The following is a 20,102-nucleotide window of genomic DNA, read 5'->3' on the forward strand; positions in this document are numbered from 1 at the left end:
GATGGCATAGCCGGCGGCACATATTCGATAGACCCGCCGCCAAACTCGCCAAACCACACTGCCGAATCCACCATGAACATCGAGCAAGCGCGTTTCAACATGATCGAACAGCAGATCCGCCCCTGGGAAGTGCTCGACCAGGACGTGCTGAATCTGCTCTCGATCGTCAAGCGTGAAAACTTCGTCCCCACGACCTACCGCGATATGGCCTTCGTCGACTTCGAAGTGCCGCTGCCGGGTGGCCAGCATATGCTGGCGCCGCGTGTCGAAGCACGCGTGCTGCAGGAACTGGCGGTGAAGAAGCACGAAAGCGTGCTCGAAATCGGCGCCGGCTCGGGCTACATGGCCGCGCTTCTGGCGCATCGCGCGCAGCACGTGCTGACCGTGGACATTGAACCGGAACTGGCGGAACTGGCGCGCAACAACCTGATCGCCAACGGCGTGCTGAACGCTGAAGTCGCCACCGGCGACGCCTCGCGCGGCTGGGCAGGCGCAGCGCCTTACGACGTGATCTGCGTCTCGGGCGGTCTGCCGGTGCTGCCGCAGGAAATCCTCGAACACCTGAAAGTGGGCGGACGTCTGGCCGCTTTCGTCGGCACCGCGCCGGTCATGAAAGCGCAGATCATCACGCGTATCGACGAAAAGCAGTACCGCATTGCCGACGTGTTCGAGACGTATGTCGAACCGCTGCTGAACGCGGTGCAGCCGTCGCGCTTCAAGTTCTGATTCAGCTCCCGATTCACGCTCGCCGCTGTCGCGCCATTATTTGAACTGGATGTCCCGCTGATGCAAAACCTGTCCGCTCCCGCGCTCGCCGAATGGCTCGCCGATCAATCGCGTCCCGCGCCCGTGCTGCTCGACGTGCGTGAACCATGGGAAATCCAGACGGCCGCGATTGCCGGCGCCATCTCGATCCCGATGCGCGAGATTCCCGCGCGCAGCGAAGAACTCGACGACGACGCGCAGATCGTGTGCGTGTGCCATCACGGCGCGCGCAGCGCTCAGGTCGCGATGTTCCTCGAATCGCGCGGCCACACCAACGTCTTCAATCTGCAAGGCGGGATCGACGCGTGGTCGCGTCAGGTCGACCCGACCGTTCCCACCTACTGACCGCACGGTCACGATGACACGCCAGCGTGTGCCGGTCCGTTCGGCCGCTCTGGCGCTATGTCATGGGTTGTCTCACTCGCCGCGCCGTTCGTCGCATCACACGTTTCTTCGTCGCCTCGCGGCTGTGTTCGCGGCGGCAGCAGGCACACTCGCCGCGCTGAATCCGCTGACCGCGTCCGCGGTCGGACTCTCCCAACTCTACGACGAAGCGCTCTCGAACGACGCGCAATTGCAAAGCGCGCGCGCCTCGCTCGCGGCCAACAGCGAAGAGTTGCCTTTAGCGCGTGCAAAACTGTTGCCGCAAGTATCGGCCTCGTTGAGCGCCAATCGCCAGAACACCGATTTCGGCGGCGGCTTCCCGGCGTCGAACGGTAATAGCAACGGCTACGTCGTCTCGCTCACGCAACCGCTGATTCATGTCGACAGCTGGTACGGCTACGCGCAAGGCAAACTGGCGGTGGAATCCGCGCAGGCTTCGTTCGCTCAGGCGCGCCAGGATCTGATCGTGCGGCTCGGGCAAGCTTACTTCGACGCGCTTGGCGCACAGGACAACCTGGCGATCGTGCAGTCGCAGAAGGCGTCGATCGCGCAGCAGCTCGAGTCGGCGAAACGGTCTTTCGAAGTGGGCAATACCACGGTCACGGACACCAACGAAGCGCAGGCCAAATACGACCAGGCGGTCTCGCAGGAGATCGCGGCGCAAAACGATCTGGCCGTGAAGCTGGCGGCGTTGCAGCAGATCGTCGGGCATCCGGTCGAACACGTCGACGGTCTCGCCGCCGGCGCGCCGCTGCCGCCGCCCGTGCCCGCCGATATCAACCAGTGGGTCGACGCGGCGAGCGACGGCAGCTATCAGGTCGTGCTCAAGCAGATCGCTCTCGACAACGCGCAACGCGAGACCTCGAAAGCCAAGGCCGGCCATCTGCCCACCGTCGACCTCGTGGCGAGCCGCTCGCGCAGCAGCCTCGGTGCGGCAGGTGCGGGCAACTTCGGCGGCAATTTCGGCGGCGGCTTCGGCAGCGGCGCGAATACCGCCACGCCCGGCACGCCGGCACTGGCCGCCGAACTCGGCAACCTCGGTTCGTCGTACACCAACAATACGATCGGCGTGCAGGTCACCATTCCGATCTTCGCGGGCGGCGCCACGCAAAGCCGCGTGCGTCAAACGCTCGCGCTCGAAGATCAGGCTTCCGCCGATCTCGACACCGCGCGGCGCAACGCAGCGCTGTCGGCACGCCAGGCGTTTCTCGGCGTGGTGAGCGGTCTCGCTCAGGTTCGCGCGCTGCAAACCGCGGAGCGCTCGGCGAACACGTCGCTCGAATCCAACCTGCTCGGCTACCAGGTCGGCGTACGGATCAATATCGACGTGCTCAACGCGCAGGACCAGCTGTTTTCCGCGCGACGCGATCTCGCGAAAGCGCGCTACGACACGCTCGTCAATAGCCTGAAGCTGAAGGCGTCCACCGCGAGTCTCACGGACGAAGACGTGCTGCAGTTGAGCGCCCTGCTCTCGCCTGTCGACGACGGTTCCCTGACCGCTTTGCCGCACGCGCCCAGCGTGCCGCATCCCGGCGTCGCGGCCAAAGGCGCGGCCGGCAAACTCGGACGGCGTGGCATGCCCAATCCGGCCACGCCGCAGTGATCGTGGTGCGATAAGCGTGCTGGGTTAAGCGCGCTGCATTAGCCGCGAATACGCACGGCTCTCGTCTTAACGCACGACTACAAAGTTAAGAATGCAATGGGATAGATCAACACGCAGCGCGCTTTGCGCCCCCATTAGGCTGGGTCTCGACGCTGGCTCGGAAATTTCGCACCGTTTGCACAGCACCTGAAAGGCAACATGCTCCGATCAGTTTTTCGGAGCCGTGCCATGAGATTTTTGACAATTGCCGTGATAGCGGCGAGCTTCGTGCCGCTCGCCTCGCACGCAACTTTGGGTAGCGCGCCGAGCGCCGCCGCCCCTGCCGCCTCCGCTTCTTCGTTTTCCAGTTCCTCTTCCACTTCTTCGTCCATGTTGCGTGCCGCGCCGCAGTCGCCCGCCGGCGGTACATCGGCAACCTCGGCGCCCTACAGCGTGACCGAGTCGCGCGACGTCAACGGCGTGACGATCCGCGAATACGTGTTGCCCGGAAACGTGGTGTTTGCCGTCACGTGGGTCGGGCCGATCCGCCCGGACATGACCGTCCTGCTCGGCCGCTACTTTCCCCATTACGTCGACGCCCAGAAGAAGCAGGCGCGCAACGCAAGCGCGTCGAGCGGCGCAAGCCAGGACTTCCGTGTCGAGTCGGGCGGCCGTTTAGGGCATTTCTTCGGCACTGCATACCTTCCCAAACTCGTGCCCGCCGGTGTCGTGCCAGGCGATTTGCAATGACGCGCGACAGCATTCACCGGAACACCCCCATGAATCAATTGAAACACGCGCTGTGGATCGCCATAGCCGGCGCAGCATTCGCGCTGTCCGCCTGCGGCGGCGGAAACAGCAGTCAGGGCAGCAATACGGTCGGCTGGAATGCCACCCCGGATTGGATCACACCGCCGGGGTCGGGAACGTCGGGCGGCGGCCAGACGAACAACGGTCAGGCGGCGCCCGGCGCGAACACGGTGCCGATCAGCGTCGACACGTCGGCAGGCGGCATCAACCGGGCCTACGTGACGATCAAGCTTTGCGTGCCGGGCGCGGTAAGCGACGCGCAGTGCGCAACGGTCGATCACGTCATTCTCGACACGGGCTCGACCGGCCTGCGCATTTCCGCGCGCGCGATTCCCGCCTTGGCGCCGATGCTGCTCACTCAGGCCGGCGCCAGCGACGATAAAGACGGTTCCTCGCCGATCGAAGAATGTCTGCCGTTCGTGTCGGGCTTCACGTGGGGGTCAATCAAACGTGCCGACGTCACGATCGGCCCCAAGACGGCCAGCAATATTCCGATTCAGGTGGTGTCCGACGGCGCGTTCGCGGTGCCGTCCGAATGCGTTGCGCACAACGGTACCGATCTCGGCGACCGCGACCTGCTGCCCGGCAACGGCATTCTCGGCATCGACAATTTCACCGCCGACTCGGCCGACGCGCTCACGAGCGCCACGCCGCCCCTGTACTACTACTGCACGTCGCAAACGAACTGCGTCGCTACACGCATGACGGCCAGCAAGGAAGTACGCAACCCGGTTACCGCGTTTGCTTCGGATAACAACGGCACGGTCATTCGCCTGCCTGCGGTACCGGCCGGCGGACAGGCGAGCGTCACGGGGCAACTGGTTTTCGGCGTCAGCACACAGTCGAACAACATGTTGCCGTCCACCGCAAAAATTCTGACGCTGGATAAATACGGCAACTTCACCACGCAGTACAAAGGGCGGGTGTACAACTGGAGCGCCATCGACAGCGGTACGCCGACCTACGCGTTTCCTGACGATTCAATTCCAACTGCCGATGGGTTTTATACGCCCAGCAATCCCATCTCACTGATGGCAAGCATGGAATCGACGAACGGAACGGGCTCACCGATCAGCATGACGTTCAACGTGGCCAATGCCATCAGTTTGCTGGCGAACAACTTCGCCGCTTACGACAGCCTCGGCGAGAACTACTCGAACAGCAAGAACGCCATGTTCCTGTGGGGACTGCCCTTCTTCTACGGCCGCGATGTCTATACGGTGATCGGCAACGTCAAGATCGGCAATCAGACCGGACCGTTCACCGCGTTCTGATGACGGCAATCAAACGAGGCGGAGGCGGCATACCGCGCCGCCTCGCTTTCCATGACTTGCGATTTTCCAGTTCGGTGGAGTTCGGTGGAATACAGGTCGCTGTTTCCTACGTTCACCTCAGAGATTTCCAATCCTCTCATTAACGGCCCGCGGGCAACATGCTCCGATCTATTCTGGAGTCATTTGATGAGATTCACACACATCGCGCTGGCCGCCGCAACGCTGCTGCCGCTCGCCGCCCATGCGGCATTGGGCGGCGCACCCGGCACGGGCCCTGCCGCGTCGCAAACCTGGCTGCGTGCTCTGCCGCCGGCGCAGACATCCGCCGTGTCCACGCCGTACACCATGCGCGAGGTGCAAGGCAGTGACGGCGTCACGGTCCACGAATACGTGCTGCGCAATAACGTCGTGTTCGCGGTCACCTGGCAAGGCCCTGTGCGCCCCGATATGAGCGTGCTGCTCGGCAGCTATCTTCCCAACTTCGTCTCGGCGGGTCAGGCTCGCGCACGCGGCACCGGTCCGATGGTCGAGCACACCGGCGAATTTCACGTCGAGTCCGCCGGTCATCCCGGTCATTTCTTCGGCAAGGCCTACGTACCGCGCCTCGTCCCCGTCAACGTCCATATCGACGAACTGCAGTGAGGCGGCGCAACGCTTGCCGGAATAAATCGAACATGACGAATTTAAACAAATCATTTTGTCTCGCGCTCCTGACCGCCAGCGCGACGCTGACAGGCTGCGGCGGTGGCGGCAGCAACGACAGCACCGATACGAACGCGTCGCAGGAGAAGTCCAATCCGGTGGTCGTCGCGCCCGTGCCGACTACGCCGCCGCGAGTGCCGGCTAGTCCGACGCCCACGCCGGCCCCAACTCCGGCCCCAACGCCGACTCCGACGCCAACTTCTACGGGTACGGGTGTGGTCACGGGTGCGTCAACACCGACGCCCACTCCAACTCCAACTCCAACACCGACACCAACGCCGACGCCAACACCAACGCCCACACCAACTCCAACGCCGACGCCCACCCCAACACCCACCCCCACCCCAACCCCCGACGTCAACACCGTCCCCATCACCGTCGAGCGTTGGACCGGCAACTTCGCCAACGTCGCCTACGCGACTGTGACGCTGTGCTTCCCTGGCGCGCAAGGCAGCAATCAATGCGCGACGATCGATCACATGCAGGTCGACACGGGCTCCGTCGGTGTTCGGGTGCTGGCGAGCGCGCTGGGCTCGGCTCTCGCGGGTCGCTTGCCGGCGCAATCGGGCGCCACCAACGACCCCACCGGCAACGCGCCGATCGCCGAGTGCGCGGTCTTCGGCTCGGGTTACACGTGGGGGCCGATCAAGCGGGCCGACGTGACGATCGGCGGCAAAACCGCCGGCAATCTGCCCGTGCAGGTGATCGCGGACGGCGCCTACGCCACGCCATCGGACTGCATGTCGCGCGGCGTCAACAACCTCGGCAACGTGACACCGCTCGGCGCCAACGGCGTGCTCGGCATCGGCCCGGCCACGCGCGACTATCCGGCCGCGGCGCAAACGGTGCTCCCGGCGGCGTACTACTACTGCACGTCGCCCACGTCGTGCACGAACACGCGTGTCCCGCTCGACACGCAAGTCATGAATCCGGTCTCGAACTTCACCTCGGACAACAACGGCACGATCATCCGTCTGCCGGCCTTGCCCGCGGGCGGCCAGTTGACCGCCACCGGCGAGCTCGTGTTCGGCATCGGCACGCAATCGAACAACGCCCTGCCGTCGAACGCCAACATTTTGGCGCTCGACCAGAACGGCTATCTGCAAACCAGGTACAACGGCCGAACCTATACGAGCGCCATCGACAGCGGCTCCAACGCGAACTATCTGATCGACAGCACCATCCCGTCGGTGGGCAGCTGGTTCACGCCGGTCACCACGCTCAACCTCTCCGCCACGCTGACAGGTTCGGGCAAAGGCGCCACGCCCATCAACATTTCGTTTCCGCTCAACAACGGCTGGAACCTGCAGGCAAGCAACTACGCCGCCTACGACAGTCTCGGGTCGCCGATTTCCAGCATGTTCCTGTGGGGACTGCCGTTCTTCTACGGCCGCAACGTCTACACGGCGCTCAGCAACGTGACCATCGGCAATCAGTCCGGACCGTTCATCGCTTTCTGACCTCGGCGTTCCAAACCGCGGCACTACAAAGAAAAGGCCGGCGCACCCATGCGCCGGCCTTTTCGTTTTTCCAAGCCGCGCTTTCCGGCCACGCGCAGCAAGACTCGCGCAACTCCGCTATTCCGTTTCCTTCAGCACCTGCGCCACGGTCGTGAAAATCTCGTCGATCTGCGCTTCTTCGACGATCAGCGGCGGCGAGAACGCCAGAATATCGCCGGTGTATCGCAGCAATACGCCCTTCTGGTAGCAGCGCACAAACACGTCGTAAGCACGCGCGCCCGGTGCGCCGTCACGCGGCTTCAGTTCCACGCCGCCCACCAGCCCCAGATTGCGCACGTCGATCACATGTCGCTCGCCGCGCAGCTTGTGAATCGCATTCTCGAAGACAGGCGCCATCTTCGCCGCACGCTCGAACAACTGCTCGCGCTCGTAGAGATCGATGGTCGCGCAAGCAGCCGCGGCTGCAATCGGGTGTCCCGAGTACGTGTAGCCGTGAAACAGTTCGATTCCGCCGGGCGCGCCGTTCACGATCGAATCGTGGATCGCGCCGCTCGCCGCCACGGCGCCCATCGGCGCGGCCGCGTTGTTGGTGCCCTTTGCCATGGTCAGCAGATCGGGCGTGACGCCGAAATACTGCGCCGCGAATGGTGCGCCGAGGCGTCCCCAGCCGGTGATCACTTCGTCGAAGATCAACAGAATGCCGTGCCGGTCGCAAATCTCGCGCAGCCGCTGCAAGTAGCCTTGCGGCGGAATCAGCACGCCGGTCGAGCCCGCCACCGGTTCGACGATCACCGCGGCAATCGTCGAGGCGTCGTGCAAGGTGACGAGCCGCTCCAGTTCGTCGGCGAGATGCGCGCCCCACGCGGGTTGTCCTTTGGAAAACGCAGCCTCCTTGATGTTCAGCGTGTGCGGCAGATGATCGACCGCAGGCAGCAACCCGCCGGAAAACGCCTTGCGGTTCGGCGCAATCCCGCCGACGGAAATCCCGCCGAAGCCCACGCCGTGATAACCGCGCTCGCGTCCGATAAACCGCGTGCGCTGACCTTCGCCCCGCGAGCGGTAATACGCCAGCGCGATCTTGAGCGCCGTATCGACCGCCTCCGATCCCGAGTTGACGAAGAAGATGTGCTTGAGATCGCCCGGCGTATGCCGCGCGATTTTCGTCGCGGCTTCGAATGCTTTCGGGTGGCCCATCTGGAATGTCGGCGCGAAGTCCATTTCGGCGGCTTGCGCCTGCACCGCGGCGACGATCTCGTCGCGGCAATGGCCGGCGTTGACGCACCACAGTCCGGCCGTGCCGTCGAGAATGCGGCGGCCGTCGTGCGACGTGTAGTACATCCCCTTCGCGCTCGCGAGCAGCCGCGGCGCGCTCTTGAACTGCCGGTTGGCGGTGAAGGGCATCCAGAACGCGGACATATCCGGTGGTTCGACGCTGGCGCGCTCGTTCATCTCGTGTCTCCTCGCGTGAGTGGTCTTCCAGTGTAGGCAGAGCGCGGCCCATGCACAAAGGCGCAGCGGTCATGCACCGCCGAAGCCCGCTGGCGGATAGGCGCGCTTCGTTGCAGCGCGACACGCACCTGAACGAGGCGGCGCCCACGTTCCTGCACCAATTCTGCGCCACATTGCGCATAAGCGCGTGGCACCACTTCCGCGTCACAGCACGCAAGACGCGGACTACGCGTCGAAATTACCGCATGGCACATGCCTTGCAGTACACAAGCGGCAAGTCATGCGGGATAAGCCCTGCTGGCTGATATCGACGCCCATAAACAGTCACCATCAATGGCAAGGGGAAACACATGAAACGTCGTAGTCTGTTGAAGTTCGGCTCCATGTCGGGCGCACTGGCGCTGGCTGGTCAGGTTCCGTTCGCGCAGGCGCAGTCCGGCAGCGGTCCGATCAAGGTGGGTGTACTGCATTCGCTGTCGGGAACGATGGCTATTTCCGAGACGTCCCTCAAAGACACCGCGTTGATGACCATTGCGGACATCAACAAGAACGGTGGCGTCATGGGCCGTCAATTGCAGCCGGTGGTGGTGGACCCGGCTTCGAACTGGCCGCTGTTCGCGGAAAAGGCGCGTCAGCTGATCACGCAGGAAAAGTGCGCCGTGGTGTTCGGCTGCTGGACGTCGGTGTCGCGCAAGTCGGTGCTGCCGGTGTTCGAGGAACTGAACGGCCTGCTGTTCTATCCGGTGCAGTACGAAGGTGAAGAAATGTCGCGCAACGTGTTCTACACGGGCGCAGCGCCGAATCAGCAGGCGATTCCGGCAACCGAATATCTGATGAGCGCGGAAGGCGGCGGCGCCAAGCGCTTCTTCCTGCTGGGCACCGACTATGTGTACCCCCGCACGACCAACAAGATTCTGCGCGCGTTCCTCAAGTCGAAAGGCGTGCAGGAAGCCGACATCCAGGAAGTCTATACGCCGTTCGGCCACAGCGACTACCAGACCATCGTCGCGAACATCAAGACTTTCTCGCAAGGCGGCAAGACCGCGGTGATCTCGACCGTCAACGGCGACTCGAACGTGCCGTTCTACAAGGAACTCGGCAACCAGGGCCTGAAAGCGTCCGACGTGCCGGTGGTGGCGTTCTCCGTGGGCGAAGAAGAACTGCGCGGTATCGATACGAAGCCGCTGGTCGGCAACCTCGCGGCATGGAACTACTTCATGTCGCTGCGCAATCCGGCCAACGAGAAGTTCAAGAAGCAATGGGCCGCATGGGTGAAGGACAACAACCTGCCGGGCGGCACCAAGCGCGTGACGAACGACCCGATGGAAGCGACCTTCGTCGGCATCCACATGTGGAAGCAGGCGGTCGAGAAAGCGAAGAGCACGGACGTCGACAAGGTGCGCGTGGCGATGGTCGGCCAGCAGTTCGCCGCGCCGTCGGGCTTCACGCTCGAGATGGACGGCAATCACCACCTGCACAAGCCGGTGATGATCGGTGAAGTGCGCGCCGACGGTCAGTTCAACGTGGTGTGGCGCACCAAGACCGCAATCCGCGCGCAGCCGTGGAGCCCGTTCATCGCAGGCAACGCGGGCAAGCCGGACGTCGTGAGTTCGATCCCCGCGTTCCTGAAGCGCTCGCGTTCGCGCATCGTCTGACGCTGCACGCCGGGCGAAGCCGCAGCAACGCCTGCGGCTTCTTCCCCATGACGCAGCGCGGGACAAGGCATCTCGACGGCTGCCTCGTCCCGCCGCTGCGCCGCCTCGCCGGTTTTTCTTCAAAGGCCATCATGGCGTTTTCCATTCCGAAACTCGCACAGCGCATTGCCGGTCTCGCGCTCACGGTCGCGATGAGCGCGCCGCTCGCCGCCTTTGCGCTCTCCCCGGCCGATGTCGCTCCGCTCGCCGGCGACGACTTCGACGCGAAGTCCGCCGCCATCGACAAGCTGATCGCCAATCACGACAAGGAATCGCTCGCGGTGCTCAAGGCGCTCTCCGAAGACAGCGCGCTCGCCACCGATTCCGGCGCCGTCCTGCTGCAGGATGGCGACACCACGAAGGACGCCGTCACCGGCAAGACCGTCGCCGCCGGCGACGCGCAGCCGGTCACGCTGAACAATCTGTTGCGCTCGAAAGTCGCGGGCGCGCTCTCGGGTCTGCAACTCGATTCGCCCGACCTCGCCACGCGCACCGCCGCAGTCGCCGCGCTGCTGCAGAATCCCGATCCGTCGATCAAGCCGCTGGTGGACGCGGCGCGCGCCAAAGAAAGCGATCCCACGCTGAAAAAGCGCCTCGACACGCTGTGGGCGATGACCGCCCTGCATGACCCGGACGCCACGAAGCGGCTCGAAGCCGTGCAGCTGGTTGCCGCGCGCCACGATCTCGACATGAACGAACTGCTGCGCCCGATCGTCGCGAAAAAGCCGGACGGCACCTTCAACGAGCCCGACGACCGCGTGCGCGCCGCCGCGCAAAGCGGCATCGACGAACTCGATTCGATCCAGCGCCGCAGCCAGATCGCGGGCACGCTGTTCGCCGGTCTCTCGCTCGGCAGCGTACTGTTGCTCGCGGCGCTCGGTCTCGCGATCACTTACGGCCTGATCGGCGTCATCAACATGGCGCACGGCGAATTCCTGATGATCGGCGCCTATGCCACCTACGTCGTGCAAAACCTGTTTCAGCGCTTCGCTCCCGGCGCGTTCGACTGGTATCCGCTTCTCGCCGTGCCGGCCTCGTTCGCGGCGGCCGGAATCGTCGGCATCGTGCTCGAACGTCTGGTGCTCAAGCATCTCTATGGCCGTCCGCTCGAGACGCTGCTGACCACCTTCGGCGTCAGCCTGATCCTGATTCAGGCGACCCGCATGCTGTTCGGCGCGCAGAACGTGCAGGTGGTGAATCCGTCGTGGATGAGCGGCGGCGTGACCGTGCTGCCGAATCTGATCCTGCCGTACAACCGCCTCGCAATTCTCGCGTTCTCGCTGATCGTCGTCGGCATCGCGTGGGCCGTGCTCACGCGGACACGGCTCGGTCTGTTCGTGCGCGCAGTCACGCAAAACCGTCGTATGGCGGCCTGCGTCGGCGTAAAAACCGCGCGTGTCGACTCGTACGCGTTCGCATTCGGCGCGGGCATCGCCGGGCTCGGCGGCTGCGCGCTCTCGCAGATCGGCAACGTCGGACCGGATCTCGGCCAGAGCTACATCATCGATTCGTTCATGGCCGTCGTGCTCGGCGGCGTCGGCCAGCTCGCCGGCACGGTGATCGGCGGCTTCGGCCTCGGACTGGTCAGCAAGGCCATCGAGCCGTTCTGGGGCGCGGTGCTCGCGAAGATCGCCGTGCTCGTGCTGATCGTGCTGTTCATCCAGAAGCGTCCGCAGGGCATGTTCGCCCTCAAGGGCCGCAGCGCGGAGGCATGACATGACATCTGCGACTTCACCGGCTCACGTCGGCTCGAACGCCGGCCACGCAGCGGGACGCGAGGCGGCCTCCGGCTTCGCGCTCGGACTGCCGCCGCGGCCCGCGCTGCTCTCGCGCCGCGCGTGGCTCGCGCTGATCGCGCTCATCATCGTGTTCGGACTCGGCGTGCCGTTCGCCACGCTGGTCGTGCCGGAGACGAGCGCGCTGCACCTGTCCGCCTACGCGATGACGATCACCGGCAAGTTCATGTGCTACGCGATCGCCGCGCTCGCACTAGACCTGGTGTGGGGCTACTGCGGCATCCTGAGCCTCGGCCATGCGCTGTTCTTTGCGCTGGGCGGCTACGCGATCGGCATGTATCTGATGCGCGCGATCGGCCACGACGGCAAATACGGCAGCGACCTGCCCGACTTCATGGTGTTTCTCGACTGGCATCAGTTGCCGTGGTACTGGGAAGGCACGCAGCATCTCGGCTATGCCCTGCTGCTGGTGGTTCTCTTACCGGCGGTGGTGGCGTGGGTATTCGGCTTCTTCACGTTCCGTTCGCGGGTGAAGGGCGTGTATCTGTCGATCATCACGCAAGCCATGACGTTCGCCGCAATGCTGCTGTTCTATCGCAACGAAACGGGCTTCGGCGGCAACAACGGGTTCACCGACTTCAAGCGCATCGGCGGCTTTCCGATCACGCATCCGGGCACGCGCACCGCCCTGCTGCTCATCACGTTCGCCGTCCTGATCCTCGCCTTCCTCGGCGCACGGGCCATCGTGACGTCGAAACTCGGCCGCGTGGTGACTGCCGTGCGCGACGGCGAGACGCGTCTGATGTTCCTCGGCTACAGCCCGCTCGCGTACAAGCTGTTCGTGTGGACCGTGTCGGCGGTTCTGTGCGGCATCGCCGGCGCGTTGTACGTGCCGCAGGTCGGCATCATCAATCCGGGCGAGATGTCGCCGGGCAACTCGATCGAAATGGCGATCTGGGTGGCGGTGGGCGGACGCGGCACGCTGATCGGGCCGATCATCGGCGCCTTCGCCGTGAACGGCGCGAAGAGCTTCTTTACCGCGAATTTCCCTGAATACTGGCTGTTCTTCCTTGGCCTGATCTTCGTGCTGGTTCCGCTGTTGCTGCCCAACGGCATCATGGGACTGATCGAACTCGTGACGCGCAAGAGGAACCGTTCATGAACGAAAACCCGATGGTCCCTGATCTTGCGTTACCGGAAGAACCCGCCGAGACCTCGCTGAGCGGCGTGGCCAGCATGGGGCACGCGGTCGTTCCCGGCGAAATCGATATCTCGCACGGCACGATCCTGTATCTCGAAGACGTGACCGTGAGCTTCGACGGTTTTCGGGCACTGAACGCGCTGACCTTGTCGATCGACGCCGGCGAATTGCGCTGCATCATCGGACCGAACGGCGCGGGCAAGACGACGATGATGGACGTCATCACGGGCAAGACCGAGCCGGATTCGGGCAAGGTGTATCTGGGCCAGTCGATCGACCTGACGCGCATGAACGAGCCATCGATTGCGCGTGCGGGCATCGGTCGCAAGTTCCAGAAGCCGACCGTTTTCGAGCAGCATCCCGTGTGGGAAAACCTCGAACTCGCCATGAAAGCCGACAAGGGCTGGTGGGCGTCGCTGCGAGCGCGGCTCGACCGCGAGGCGCAGGCACGGATCGAAGAAACCCTGGCGTTGATCGGACTCGAGAGCGAAGCGCGTCGACTCGCGGGCGAGTTGTCCCATGGACAGAAGCAGCGCCTGGAAATCGGCATGTTGCTGATGCAGCAACCGGCGCTGTTATTGCTCGACGAACCCGCCGCCGGCATGACCGACGACGAGACCATGCAGTTGGCGGAATTGCTGAATCATCTACGCGGAACGTGCTCGATGATGGTGGTCGAGCACGACATGGAGTTCGTGGCGGCGTTGTCCGGCGATACCGGGAAAGTGACGGTGATGGCCGAAGGGCGCGTGCTGGCGCACGGGACGTTGGATGAAGTTAAGAGGGATGAGACTGTTATTGAGTCTTATCTCGGGAGGTAGGGGTCCCTGCGGGGATGTTGCTGGTTTTTTGGTGTTGGTGGTTTTTTTGTGTGCCTGTGGCGGCGGTGTTTCTTATGTTTATGGTTTATTAGTGTTGCCCCTGTGCGGGGCGGCACTTACTTTCTTTGCTGCGGCAAAGAAAGATAAGCAAAGAAAGCCGCTCACACCGCTAATGCTATTCGTTATCGGTGGCGCTTCTTTGCGGCGGTGGCCCCGGAGCGTCCGGCGTGTCGCGCACTCCGCGTGAGTGACAAGGCCGTCATCAGTTCCGGCGGCGCTTCGCGCGCCGAGCGGCATGCAGGGGAAACCGAAGGTTTGCATTGAGCTTTTCGCCGAGGCGAAGCCGACGGCATCGCTAACGAAAAGCGAAGTGAATGGTTGAATGAAGTACCGCTCCGGCGCGCGAAGCGTCGCCGGAACGGATGACTGCTGTACCACTACGAACGACGATCCACGGTCGGCCCTATCGGCTGCCACTCCGTGTGGTTATGAGAAGTGCCCGCTTAGGGTTAGCGGTGTGAGCGGCTTTCTTTTGCCTACTTTTCTTTGCCGCTGCAAAGAAAAGTAGGTGCCGCCCCGCACAGGGGCAACGCTAATAGACCATTAACGCAAAGAAAGAACAACGCAGCAGGCAAACAGCAAAAAACCGCCGCCGCAGGCACCAACAACAGGACAATTTCAAATGCTAGAAGTAGAAAACCTGAACCAGTACTACGGCGGCAGCCACATCCTCCGCGATGTCAAACTCACCGTGCCGGATGGCAAACTCACCGTCCTGCTCGGCCGTAACGGCGTCGGCAAAACGACGCTGCTCCGCTGCCTGATGGGCGTGGTGCAAACGAAAAGCGGCTCGATCGCCTGGCGCGGCACGCCGATCACCAAACTGCCGACCTACTCGCGCGTCGAACACGGGCTCGCCTACGTGCCGCAAGGCCGCGATATCTTTCCCCGGCTCACGGTCGAAGAAAACCTGCTGGTGGGCGCGGCCAGCAAGAAAGCGCCCAAGAAAATCCCCGACCGTATCTACGAACTGTTCCCGGTTCTGAAGGACATGCGCGCACGTCGCGGCGGCGACCTTTCCGGCGGTCAACAACAGCAGCTCGCCATCGGTCGCGCGCTGATGAGCGATCCGCAATTGCTTATCCTCGACGAACCGACCGAAGGCATTCAGCCGTCCATCATTCAGGACATCGGCCGCACGCTGCGTCAACTGGTCGAGGAAATGGGCATGACGGTGCTGCTGGTCGAGCAGTATTACGACTTCGCGAAGGAAATCGCCGATCGCTACTGGGTCATGAGCCGCGGCGAAATCGTCGCGGGCGGCGAAGGCGCGAACATGGACACCGACGGCGTGCGTGCACTCATCGCCGTCTAAGCGCCCCGCCCATACATACGCTCACCAAACACTCACGACAGACGCCGGCACGGCAAACCCGCGTGCTATTCTCGCCGCATCCCGAGGCAACGCCCGACGGCGTTGCCTCATCGCGCAGGCACGCTACGCTTCATTGAACTGATCCGCATGTCGCTTCACGAAAATCACGTCACGCTGGCTACCGCTCGATCCGAGGCAGAAGCGGCGCCCCACACCACCGCGCATTCGCAATGGCGCGCCCGTCTCGAACTCGGCTTCGTGGAAGAGCGCGGACGCACGACGCTCAAACATCGGCGGCATGAAGGGCCGTTGCGCATCCAGCGGCCGCTCTATCCGGAAGGTCCCGCGCTTTGTCATGCGGTGATCGTGCATCCGCCGGGCGGCATCGCGGGCGGCGACCGGCTCGAAATCGACGTGACGTTCGGCGAGCGCGCCCACGCAGTCATCACCACGCCGGGCGCAACCAAGTGGTACAAGTCCAATGGACGCGAGGCGCGTCAGTCTATCGAGGTCAAGGTCGGCGCACACGCGAAGCTCGACTGGCTGCCGCAGAACAACATCGTCTTCGACCACGCGAACGCGCATCTGCAATTCACGCTGACCCTTGCCGAAGGCGCGACGGCAATCGGCTGGGACGCGACGCAACTCGGCCGTCAGGCGGCCGGCGAGCGCTGGTCGGAGGGACGACTCGGCGCGGTGTCGCGCATCGTGGGAGCGAACGGCGACCTGCTGTGGCTCGAACGCGCGAGCCTCACCGCCGGCGACCCATTGCGCGACGCCGCGCAAGGTCTCGCAGGCTTCCCTGCTTACGGCACGCTTTGGGCCGTCGGCCCGGCATGCGACGACGCGCTCGCCGAAGCGCTCACCGCCAGACTGCCGTTCGACGAATCGATCCGCGCCGCCGCTTCGTGCGTCACGCAAGGTGTGTTGATCGTACGAGCCGTATCGCGTTCGATGGAAACGCTGCAACGCGCGCTGACGCAACGCTGGCTCGAACTGCGGCCGCTCGTGCATGGCGTCGATGCGGTGCCGCTGCGGATCTGGTCGACCTGAACACGTGCGTGGTGGTGCAGCCTGCTGCGTGACGTGCTACGTAACAATGCCGCATGATGTTCGCCATCACGCGCCGCGTCGATGCTCCGTGATGCCGCCGGGTCCATCGCGCGAGCGCGTTTTTGCGAGCCACTAACGCGCCGTCGCCGCTCTCGCAGATCGATCCGTCATCACGCGCAACGCCTCACATCAACATCTCCGCAAGCGCCGTCACGCACCACGATAAGGCACCACGACGCGCCAGCCAGGTGCATGACCGCGTGAACCACCCCGCCGGCCAGCGATGCACCGGCATGGCACATACCTTGCATAAATATTTACAACGATGTTGCCGCGTCCTGACGGCAACCGACCGTCTCATTCTTCTCGCGACCACCGCTCACATAACATGACCCGATCCACTCTTCGCCCCGCGCGTCGCGCCTGGCTCGCCGCACTGCTGCTCTCGCCCGTCCTCGCCATTCATGTGCCCGCCGCTCACGCAGACACACTCGACAACATTGCCAAGGCCGGCGTGCTGAAAGTCGCCGTCCCGGAAGACTATCCGCCGTTCGGCTCGGTCGGCGCCGACATGAAGCCGCAGGGCTACGACATCGACACCGCGGCGCTGCTCGCGAAGTCGATGAACGTGAAACTCGAACTCGTGCCGGTCAACAGCGCGAACCGCATTCCGTATCTGCAGACCGGCAAGGTCGATCTGGTGATCTCGTCGCTCGGCAAGACGCCGGAGCGCGAAAAGGTGATCGACTTCTCGACCGCGTATGCGCCGTACTACCAGGGCGTGTTCGGCCCGGCCGACATCAAGGTGAGCGGGCCCGCAGACCTGACCGGCAAGACGGTCGGCGCGACGCGCGGCGCGCTGGAAGAAATCGGCCTCACGCAAATGGCGCCGAACGCCACCATCAAGCGCTTCGAAGACAACAACGCCACCATCGCCGCGTTCCTCTCGGGCCAGGTCCAACTGATCGCCGCCGGCAACATCGTCGCCGCCGCGATTCTCGCGAAGAACCCGCCGCGCCGCCCGGAACCGAAGTTCGTCATCAAGAATTCGCCGTGCTTCGTCGGCATGAACAAGAACGAACCGCGCCTGCAGCAGAAGGTCGATGCCGCAATCGCGGCAGCCAAGCAGGACGGCACCTTGAACACGATGTCGAAGAAGTGGTTCGGCGCGCCGCTGCCCGCCGATCTGTAAGCGCTTCGTTAGCGGAAATTGATACCGTGGCTGGCTTATCCGGCATTGCACTTGTCGTGGACGCATCCCGTGCGTAGCATGCGATCGCGGTCATGACACGCAGCGCCTATCATTGTCGCAGCCGGTCGTATTCCGACCGGTGCGCGATGACGAATCCATCCGACACATCCATTCGACGCATCTACCGACGAAGCTGACTCGATGAAGCTCACTCCCCGCGAGAAGGACAAGCTGCTGATCTTCACCGCCGCGCTACTCGCCGAACGGCGCCGCGCCCGCGGTCTCAAACTCAACTATCCCGAAGCCATTGCATTCATCACCGCCGCGCTGATGGAAGCCGCGCGCGACGGCAAGACCGTCGCCGAGGTGATGCATTACGGCACGACGCTGCTCACGCGCGACGACGTGATGGAAGGCGTGCCGGAGATGATCCCCGACATTCAGGTCGAGGCCACTTTTCCGGACGGCACCAAGCTCGTCACCGTTCATCACCCGATTCCCTGATCACCAGTCACTCATCACGCAAGGCAGGCCACATGATTCCCGGCGAACTCCTCACCGACGACGGCGAACACGAGCTCAACGCGGGACGCGCCACCGTGACGGTGACCGTGTCCAATACCGGCGACCGGCCGGTGCAGATCGGCTCGCACTACCACTTTTACGAAGTGAACGAGGCGCTCTCGTTCGATCGCGAAACCGCGCGCGGTTTCCGGCTGAACATCGCGGCCGGCACCGCCGTGCGCTTCGAGCCCGGCCAGGAGCGCACTGTCGAACTGGTCGAACTGGCGGGCGATCGCGTCGTCTACGGCTTTAACGGCAAGGTGATGGGCAAGCTCTGATGCGCGACGCGCGCACGCCTGCCACGCCCCCTGTGCTCATTTCCGGACCCACACCATGACATTACGCATTGGCCGCCGCGCATACGCGGAAATGTTCGGCCCCACCACCGGCGACCGCGTACGCCTCGCCGACACCGACCTGCTGATCGAAGTCGAGCGCGACTTCACGACCTACGGCGAAGAAGTGAAGTTCGGCGGCGGCAAGGTGATTCGCGACGGCATGGGCCAGTCGCAACGGGTTCACGCCGACGTCGTCGATACCGTGGTCACGAACGCGGTGATTCTCGACCACTGGGGCATCGTCAAGGCGGATATCGGCATCAAGGACGGCCGCATCCATTCGATCGGCAAGGCGGGCAATCCGGACATCCAGCCGAACGTGACGATCGCGATCGGCGCGTCGACGGAAGTGATCGCCGGCGAAGGGCTGATCGTGACGGCGGGCGGCATCGACACGCACATCCACTTCATCAGCCCGCAGCAGATCGAAGAGGCGCTGGCGAGCGGGGTGACCACCATGCTCGGCGGCGGCACGGGTCCGGCAACGGGCACCAACGCGACCACCTGCACGCCCGGTCCGTGGCATCTCGAACGCATGCTGCAGGCCGCCGACGGCTATCCGATGAATCTCGGCTTTCTCGGTAAAGGCAACGTGAGCCAGCCGCAACCGGCGCTGGAGCAGATCGCGGCCGGCGCCATCGGCCTGAAACTCCACGAAGACTGGGGCACGACACCCGCCGCCATCGACAACTGCCTCTCCGTCGCCGACGACACCGATACCCAGGTCGCCATCCACACGGATACGCTCAACGAAGCGGGTTTCGTCGAAGCCACCGTGGCCGCGTTCAAGGGCCGCACGATCCACACATACCACACGGAAGGCGCGGGCGGCGGCCACGCGCCGGACATCATCAAGGTGTGCGGCGAAGCCAACGTGCTGCCCTCCTCGACCAATCCGACGCGCCCGTACACCGTCAACACGCTCGAAGAGCATCTCGACATGCTGATGGTGTGCCACCACCTCGACCCGTCGATCGCGGAAGACATCGCCTTCGCCGAGTCGCGCATCCGCCGCGAGACCATCGCCGCCGAAGACATCCTGCACGACCTCGGCGCGCTGTCGATGCTGTCGTCGGACTCGCAGGCCATGGGACGCGTGGGCGAAGTGATCATCCGCACCTGGCAGACCGCGCACAAGATGAAAGTGCAACGCGGCGCGCTGCCGGAAGACACCGCGCGGCACGACAACTTCCGCGCCAAACGTTACGTGGCGAAGTACACCATCAACCCGGCGATCACGCACGGCATCGCGCACGAAGTCGGTTCGATCGAACCGGGCAAATGGGCCGACCTCGTGTTCTGGGAACCGGCGTTCTTCGGCATCAAGCCGTCTCTGATCCTCAAGGGCGGCATGATCGCCATGGCGCAGATGGGCGACCCGAACGCGTCGATTCCGACGCCGCAGCCGGTGCACTATCGCGAGATGTTCGCGACGCGCGGCGGTGCGTTGGGGCGCACGTCGCTGACCTTCGTGTCGCAGATGGCCGCCGATGCGGACGTCGCCGGTCGCTACGGGTTGGCAAAACGCATCGTGGCCGTGAAGAACTGCCGCAACATCAGCAAGGCCGACATGATCCACAATGCGTGGCGTCCCGCCATCAGCGTCGATCCGGAAACCTATCAGGTGATCGCCGACGGCCAGTTGCTGACCTGCGAGCCGGCCACGGTACTGCCGATGGCGCAACGCTACTTCCTGTTCTAA

Annotated in this window: 18 protein-coding genes; 17 read left to right on the forward strand and 1 reads right to left on the reverse strand. The window is 63.9% G+C overall.

The genetic code is table 11. The features are described from left to right. Positions 1 to 72: 72 nt before the first annotated feature. The 7 genes from P3T18_RS07225 to P3T18_RS07255 all read left to right on the forward strand — a co-directional run bounded on the left by P3T18_RS07225 (position 73) and on the right by P3T18_RS07255 (position 6,977). Entirely contained in the window at positions 73 to 726 is a 654-nt protein-coding gene (locus P3T18_RS07225) for a protein-L-isoaspartate O-methyltransferase family protein (protein ID WP_429299240.1), read from the forward strand. A 60-nt stretch (positions 727 to 786) separates the two neighbouring features. Further along, complete coding sequence (locus P3T18_RS07230; RefSeq protein ID WP_429299241.1) at positions 787 to 1,110, forward strand: rhodanese-like domain-containing protein; 324 nt, start codon at positions 787 to 789, stop codon at positions 1,108 to 1,110. 13 nt (positions 1,111 to 1,123) lie between these two features. Continuing rightward, positions 1,124 to 2,752 carry a TolC family outer membrane protein gene (locus tag P3T18_RS07235; RefSeq protein ID WP_429299242.1) on the forward strand — a complete coding sequence of 543 codons (1,629 nt, stop codon included), beginning with the start codon at positions 1,124 to 1,126 and terminating at the stop codon, positions 2,750 to 2,752. 228 nt (positions 2,753 to 2,980) lie between these two features. Beyond that, complete coding sequence (locus P3T18_RS07240) at positions 2,981 to 3,481, forward strand: DUF2844 domain-containing protein (RefSeq protein ID WP_429299243.1); 501 nt, start codon at positions 2,981 to 2,983, stop codon at positions 3,479 to 3,481. A gap of 29 nt (positions 3,482 to 3,510) precedes the next feature. Then, positions 3,511 to 4,815, forward strand: a complete 1,305-nt coding sequence (locus tag P3T18_RS07245; RefSeq protein ID WP_429299244.1) for a DUF3443 family protein — start codon at positions 3,511 to 3,513, stop codon at positions 4,813 to 4,815. Positions 4,816 to 5,001: 186 nt separating this feature from the next. Further along, complete coding sequence (locus tag P3T18_RS07250) at positions 5,002 to 5,457, forward strand: DUF2844 domain-containing protein (RefSeq protein WP_429299245.1); 456 nt, start codon at positions 5,002 to 5,004, stop codon at positions 5,455 to 5,457. A 32-nt stretch (positions 5,458 to 5,489) separates the two neighbouring features. Further along, positions 5,490 to 6,977, forward strand: a complete 1,488-nt coding sequence (locus tag P3T18_RS07255; protein WP_429299246.1) for a DUF3443 domain-containing protein — start codon at positions 5,490 to 5,492, stop codon at positions 6,975 to 6,977. A gap of 117 nt (positions 6,978 to 7,094) precedes the next feature. Here the strand turns inward: P3T18_RS07255 and P3T18_RS07260 are convergent, their stop codons facing one another. Next, a complete protein-coding gene (locus P3T18_RS07260) occupies positions 7,095 to 8,426 on the reverse strand; it encodes an aspartate aminotransferase family protein (RefSeq protein ID WP_429299247.1) in 1,332 nt (443 codons plus the stop codon). Between the two features lie 350 nt (positions 8,427 to 8,776). On the opposite strand from P3T18_RS07260, the gene urtA reads away from it, so the two are divergent. The 10 genes from urtA to ureC all read left to right on the forward strand — a co-directional run bounded on the left by urtA (position 8,777) and on the right by ureC (position 20,102). Then, a complete protein-coding gene (urtA, locus tag P3T18_RS07265; protein WP_429299248.1) occupies positions 8,777 to 10,081 on the forward strand; it encodes an urea ABC transporter substrate-binding protein in 1,305 nt (434 codons plus the stop codon). A gap of 131 nt (positions 10,082 to 10,212) precedes the next feature. Next, complete coding sequence (gene urtB / locus P3T18_RS07270) at positions 10,213 to 11,835, forward strand: urea ABC transporter permease subunit UrtB (protein ID WP_429300063.1); 1,623 nt, start codon at positions 10,213 to 10,215, stop codon at positions 11,833 to 11,835. A 1-nt stretch (position 11,836) separates the two neighbouring features. Continuing rightward, on the forward strand, positions 11,837 to 13,018 hold the full coding sequence (gene urtC / locus P3T18_RS07275) for an urea ABC transporter permease subunit UrtC (protein WP_429299249.1): 1,182 nt from the start codon (positions 11,837 to 11,839) through the stop codon (positions 13,016 to 13,018). Next, positions 13,015 to 13,878 carry an urea ABC transporter ATP-binding protein UrtD gene (gene urtD, locus P3T18_RS07280; protein ID WP_429299250.1) on the forward strand — a complete coding sequence of 288 codons (864 nt, stop codon included), beginning with the start codon at positions 13,015 to 13,017 and terminating at the stop codon, positions 13,876 to 13,878. The genes urtC and urtD overlap by 4 nt, the downstream gene beginning before the upstream one ends. A gap of 682 nt (positions 13,879 to 14,560) precedes the next feature. Further along, entirely contained in the window at positions 14,561 to 15,253 is a 693-nt protein-coding gene (gene urtE, locus P3T18_RS07285; RefSeq protein WP_429299251.1) for an urea ABC transporter ATP-binding subunit UrtE, read from the forward strand. Between the two features lie 147 nt (positions 15,254 to 15,400). Next, on the forward strand, positions 15,401 to 16,306 hold the full coding sequence (locus tag P3T18_RS07290; RefSeq protein WP_429299252.1) for an urease accessory protein UreD: 906 nt from the start codon (positions 15,401 to 15,403) through the stop codon (positions 16,304 to 16,306). A 388-nt stretch (positions 16,307 to 16,694) separates the two neighbouring features. Continuing rightward, positions 16,695 to 17,498: a transporter substrate-binding domain-containing protein gene (locus P3T18_RS07295; protein ID WP_429299253.1), complete on the forward strand. Its 804-nt coding sequence runs from the start codon at positions 16,695 to 16,697 to the stop codon at positions 17,496 to 17,498. A gap of 201 nt (positions 17,499 to 17,699) precedes the next feature. Next, a complete protein-coding gene (ureA, locus tag P3T18_RS07300; protein ID WP_011487082.1) occupies positions 17,700 to 18,002 on the forward strand; it encodes an urease subunit gamma in 303 nt (100 codons plus the stop codon). Positions 18,003 to 18,034: 32 nt separating this feature from the next. Then, positions 18,035 to 18,340 carry an urease subunit beta gene (locus P3T18_RS07305; RefSeq protein ID WP_429299254.1) on the forward strand — a complete coding sequence of 102 codons (306 nt, stop codon included), beginning with the start codon at positions 18,035 to 18,037 and terminating at the stop codon, positions 18,338 to 18,340. Between the two features lie 55 nt (positions 18,341 to 18,395). Continuing rightward, entirely contained in the window at positions 18,396 to 20,102 is a 1,707-nt protein-coding gene (gene ureC / locus P3T18_RS07310) for an urease subunit alpha (protein ID WP_429299255.1), read from the forward strand.

Origin of the sequence: Paraburkholderia sp. GAS199, from assembly GCF_050436585.1 — a bacterium.
Taxonomy (GTDB): Bacteria; Pseudomonadota; Gammaproteobacteria; order Burkholderiales; family Burkholderiaceae; genus Paraburkholderia.

Bases quoted from the DNA above. Each gene is read 5' to 3' on its own strand.
- P3T18_RS07225 (WP_429299240.1), top strand. From the start codon at position 73: ATGAACATCGAGCAAGCGCGTTTCAACATGATCGAACAGCAGATCCGC.
- P3T18_RS07230 (WP_429299241.1), top strand. From the start codon at position 787: ATGCAAAACCTGTCCGCTCCCGCGCTCGCCGAATGGCTCGCCGATCAA.
- P3T18_RS07235 (WP_429299242.1), top strand. From the start codon at position 1,124: ATGACACGCCAGCGTGTGCCGGTCCGTTCGGCCGCTCTGGCGCTATGT.
- P3T18_RS07240 (WP_429299243.1), top strand. From the start codon at position 2,981: ATGAGATTTTTGACAATTGCCGTGATAGCGGCGAGCTTCGTGCCGCTC.
- P3T18_RS07245 (WP_429299244.1), top strand. From the start codon at position 3,511: ATGAATCAATTGAAACACGCGCTGTGGATCGCCATAGCCGGCGCAGCA.
- P3T18_RS07250 (WP_429299245.1), top strand. From the start codon at position 5,002: ATGAGATTCACACACATCGCGCTGGCCGCCGCAACGCTGCTGCCGCTC.
- P3T18_RS07255 (WP_429299246.1), top strand. From the start codon at position 5,490: ATGACGAATTTAAACAAATCATTTTGTCTCGCGCTCCTGACCGCCAGC.
- P3T18_RS07260 (WP_429299247.1), bottom strand. From the start codon at position 8,426: ATGAACGAGCGCGCCAGCGTCGAACCACCGGATATGTCCGCGTTCTGG.
- urtA (WP_429299248.1), top strand. From the start codon at position 8,777: ATGAAACGTCGTAGTCTGTTGAAGTTCGGCTCCATGTCGGGCGCACTG.
- urtB (WP_429300063.1), top strand. From the start codon at position 10,213: ATGGCGTTTTCCATTCCGAAACTCGCACAGCGCATTGCCGGTCTCGCG.
- urtC (WP_429299249.1), top strand. From the start codon at position 11,837: ATGACATCTGCGACTTCACCGGCTCACGTCGGCTCGAACGCCGGCCAC.
- urtD (WP_429299250.1), top strand. From the start codon at position 13,015: ATGAACGAAAACCCGATGGTCCCTGATCTTGCGTTACCGGAAGAACCC.
- urtE (WP_429299251.1), top strand. From the start codon at position 14,561: ATGCTAGAAGTAGAAAACCTGAACCAGTACTACGGCGGCAGCCACATC.
- P3T18_RS07290 (WP_429299252.1), top strand. From the start codon at position 15,401: ATGTCGCTTCACGAAAATCACGTCACGCTGGCTACCGCTCGATCCGAG.
- P3T18_RS07295 (WP_429299253.1), top strand. From the start codon at position 16,695: ATGACCCGATCCACTCTTCGCCCCGCGCGTCGCGCCTGGCTCGCCGCA.
- ureA (WP_011487082.1), top strand. From the start codon at position 17,700: ATGAAGCTCACTCCCCGCGAGAAGGACAAGCTGCTGATCTTCACCGCC.
- P3T18_RS07305 (WP_429299254.1), top strand. From the start codon at position 18,035: ATGATTCCCGGCGAACTCCTCACCGACGACGGCGAACACGAGCTCAAC.
- ureC (WP_429299255.1), top strand. From the start codon at position 18,396: ATGACATTACGCATTGGCCGCCGCGCATACGCGGAAATGTTCGGCCCC.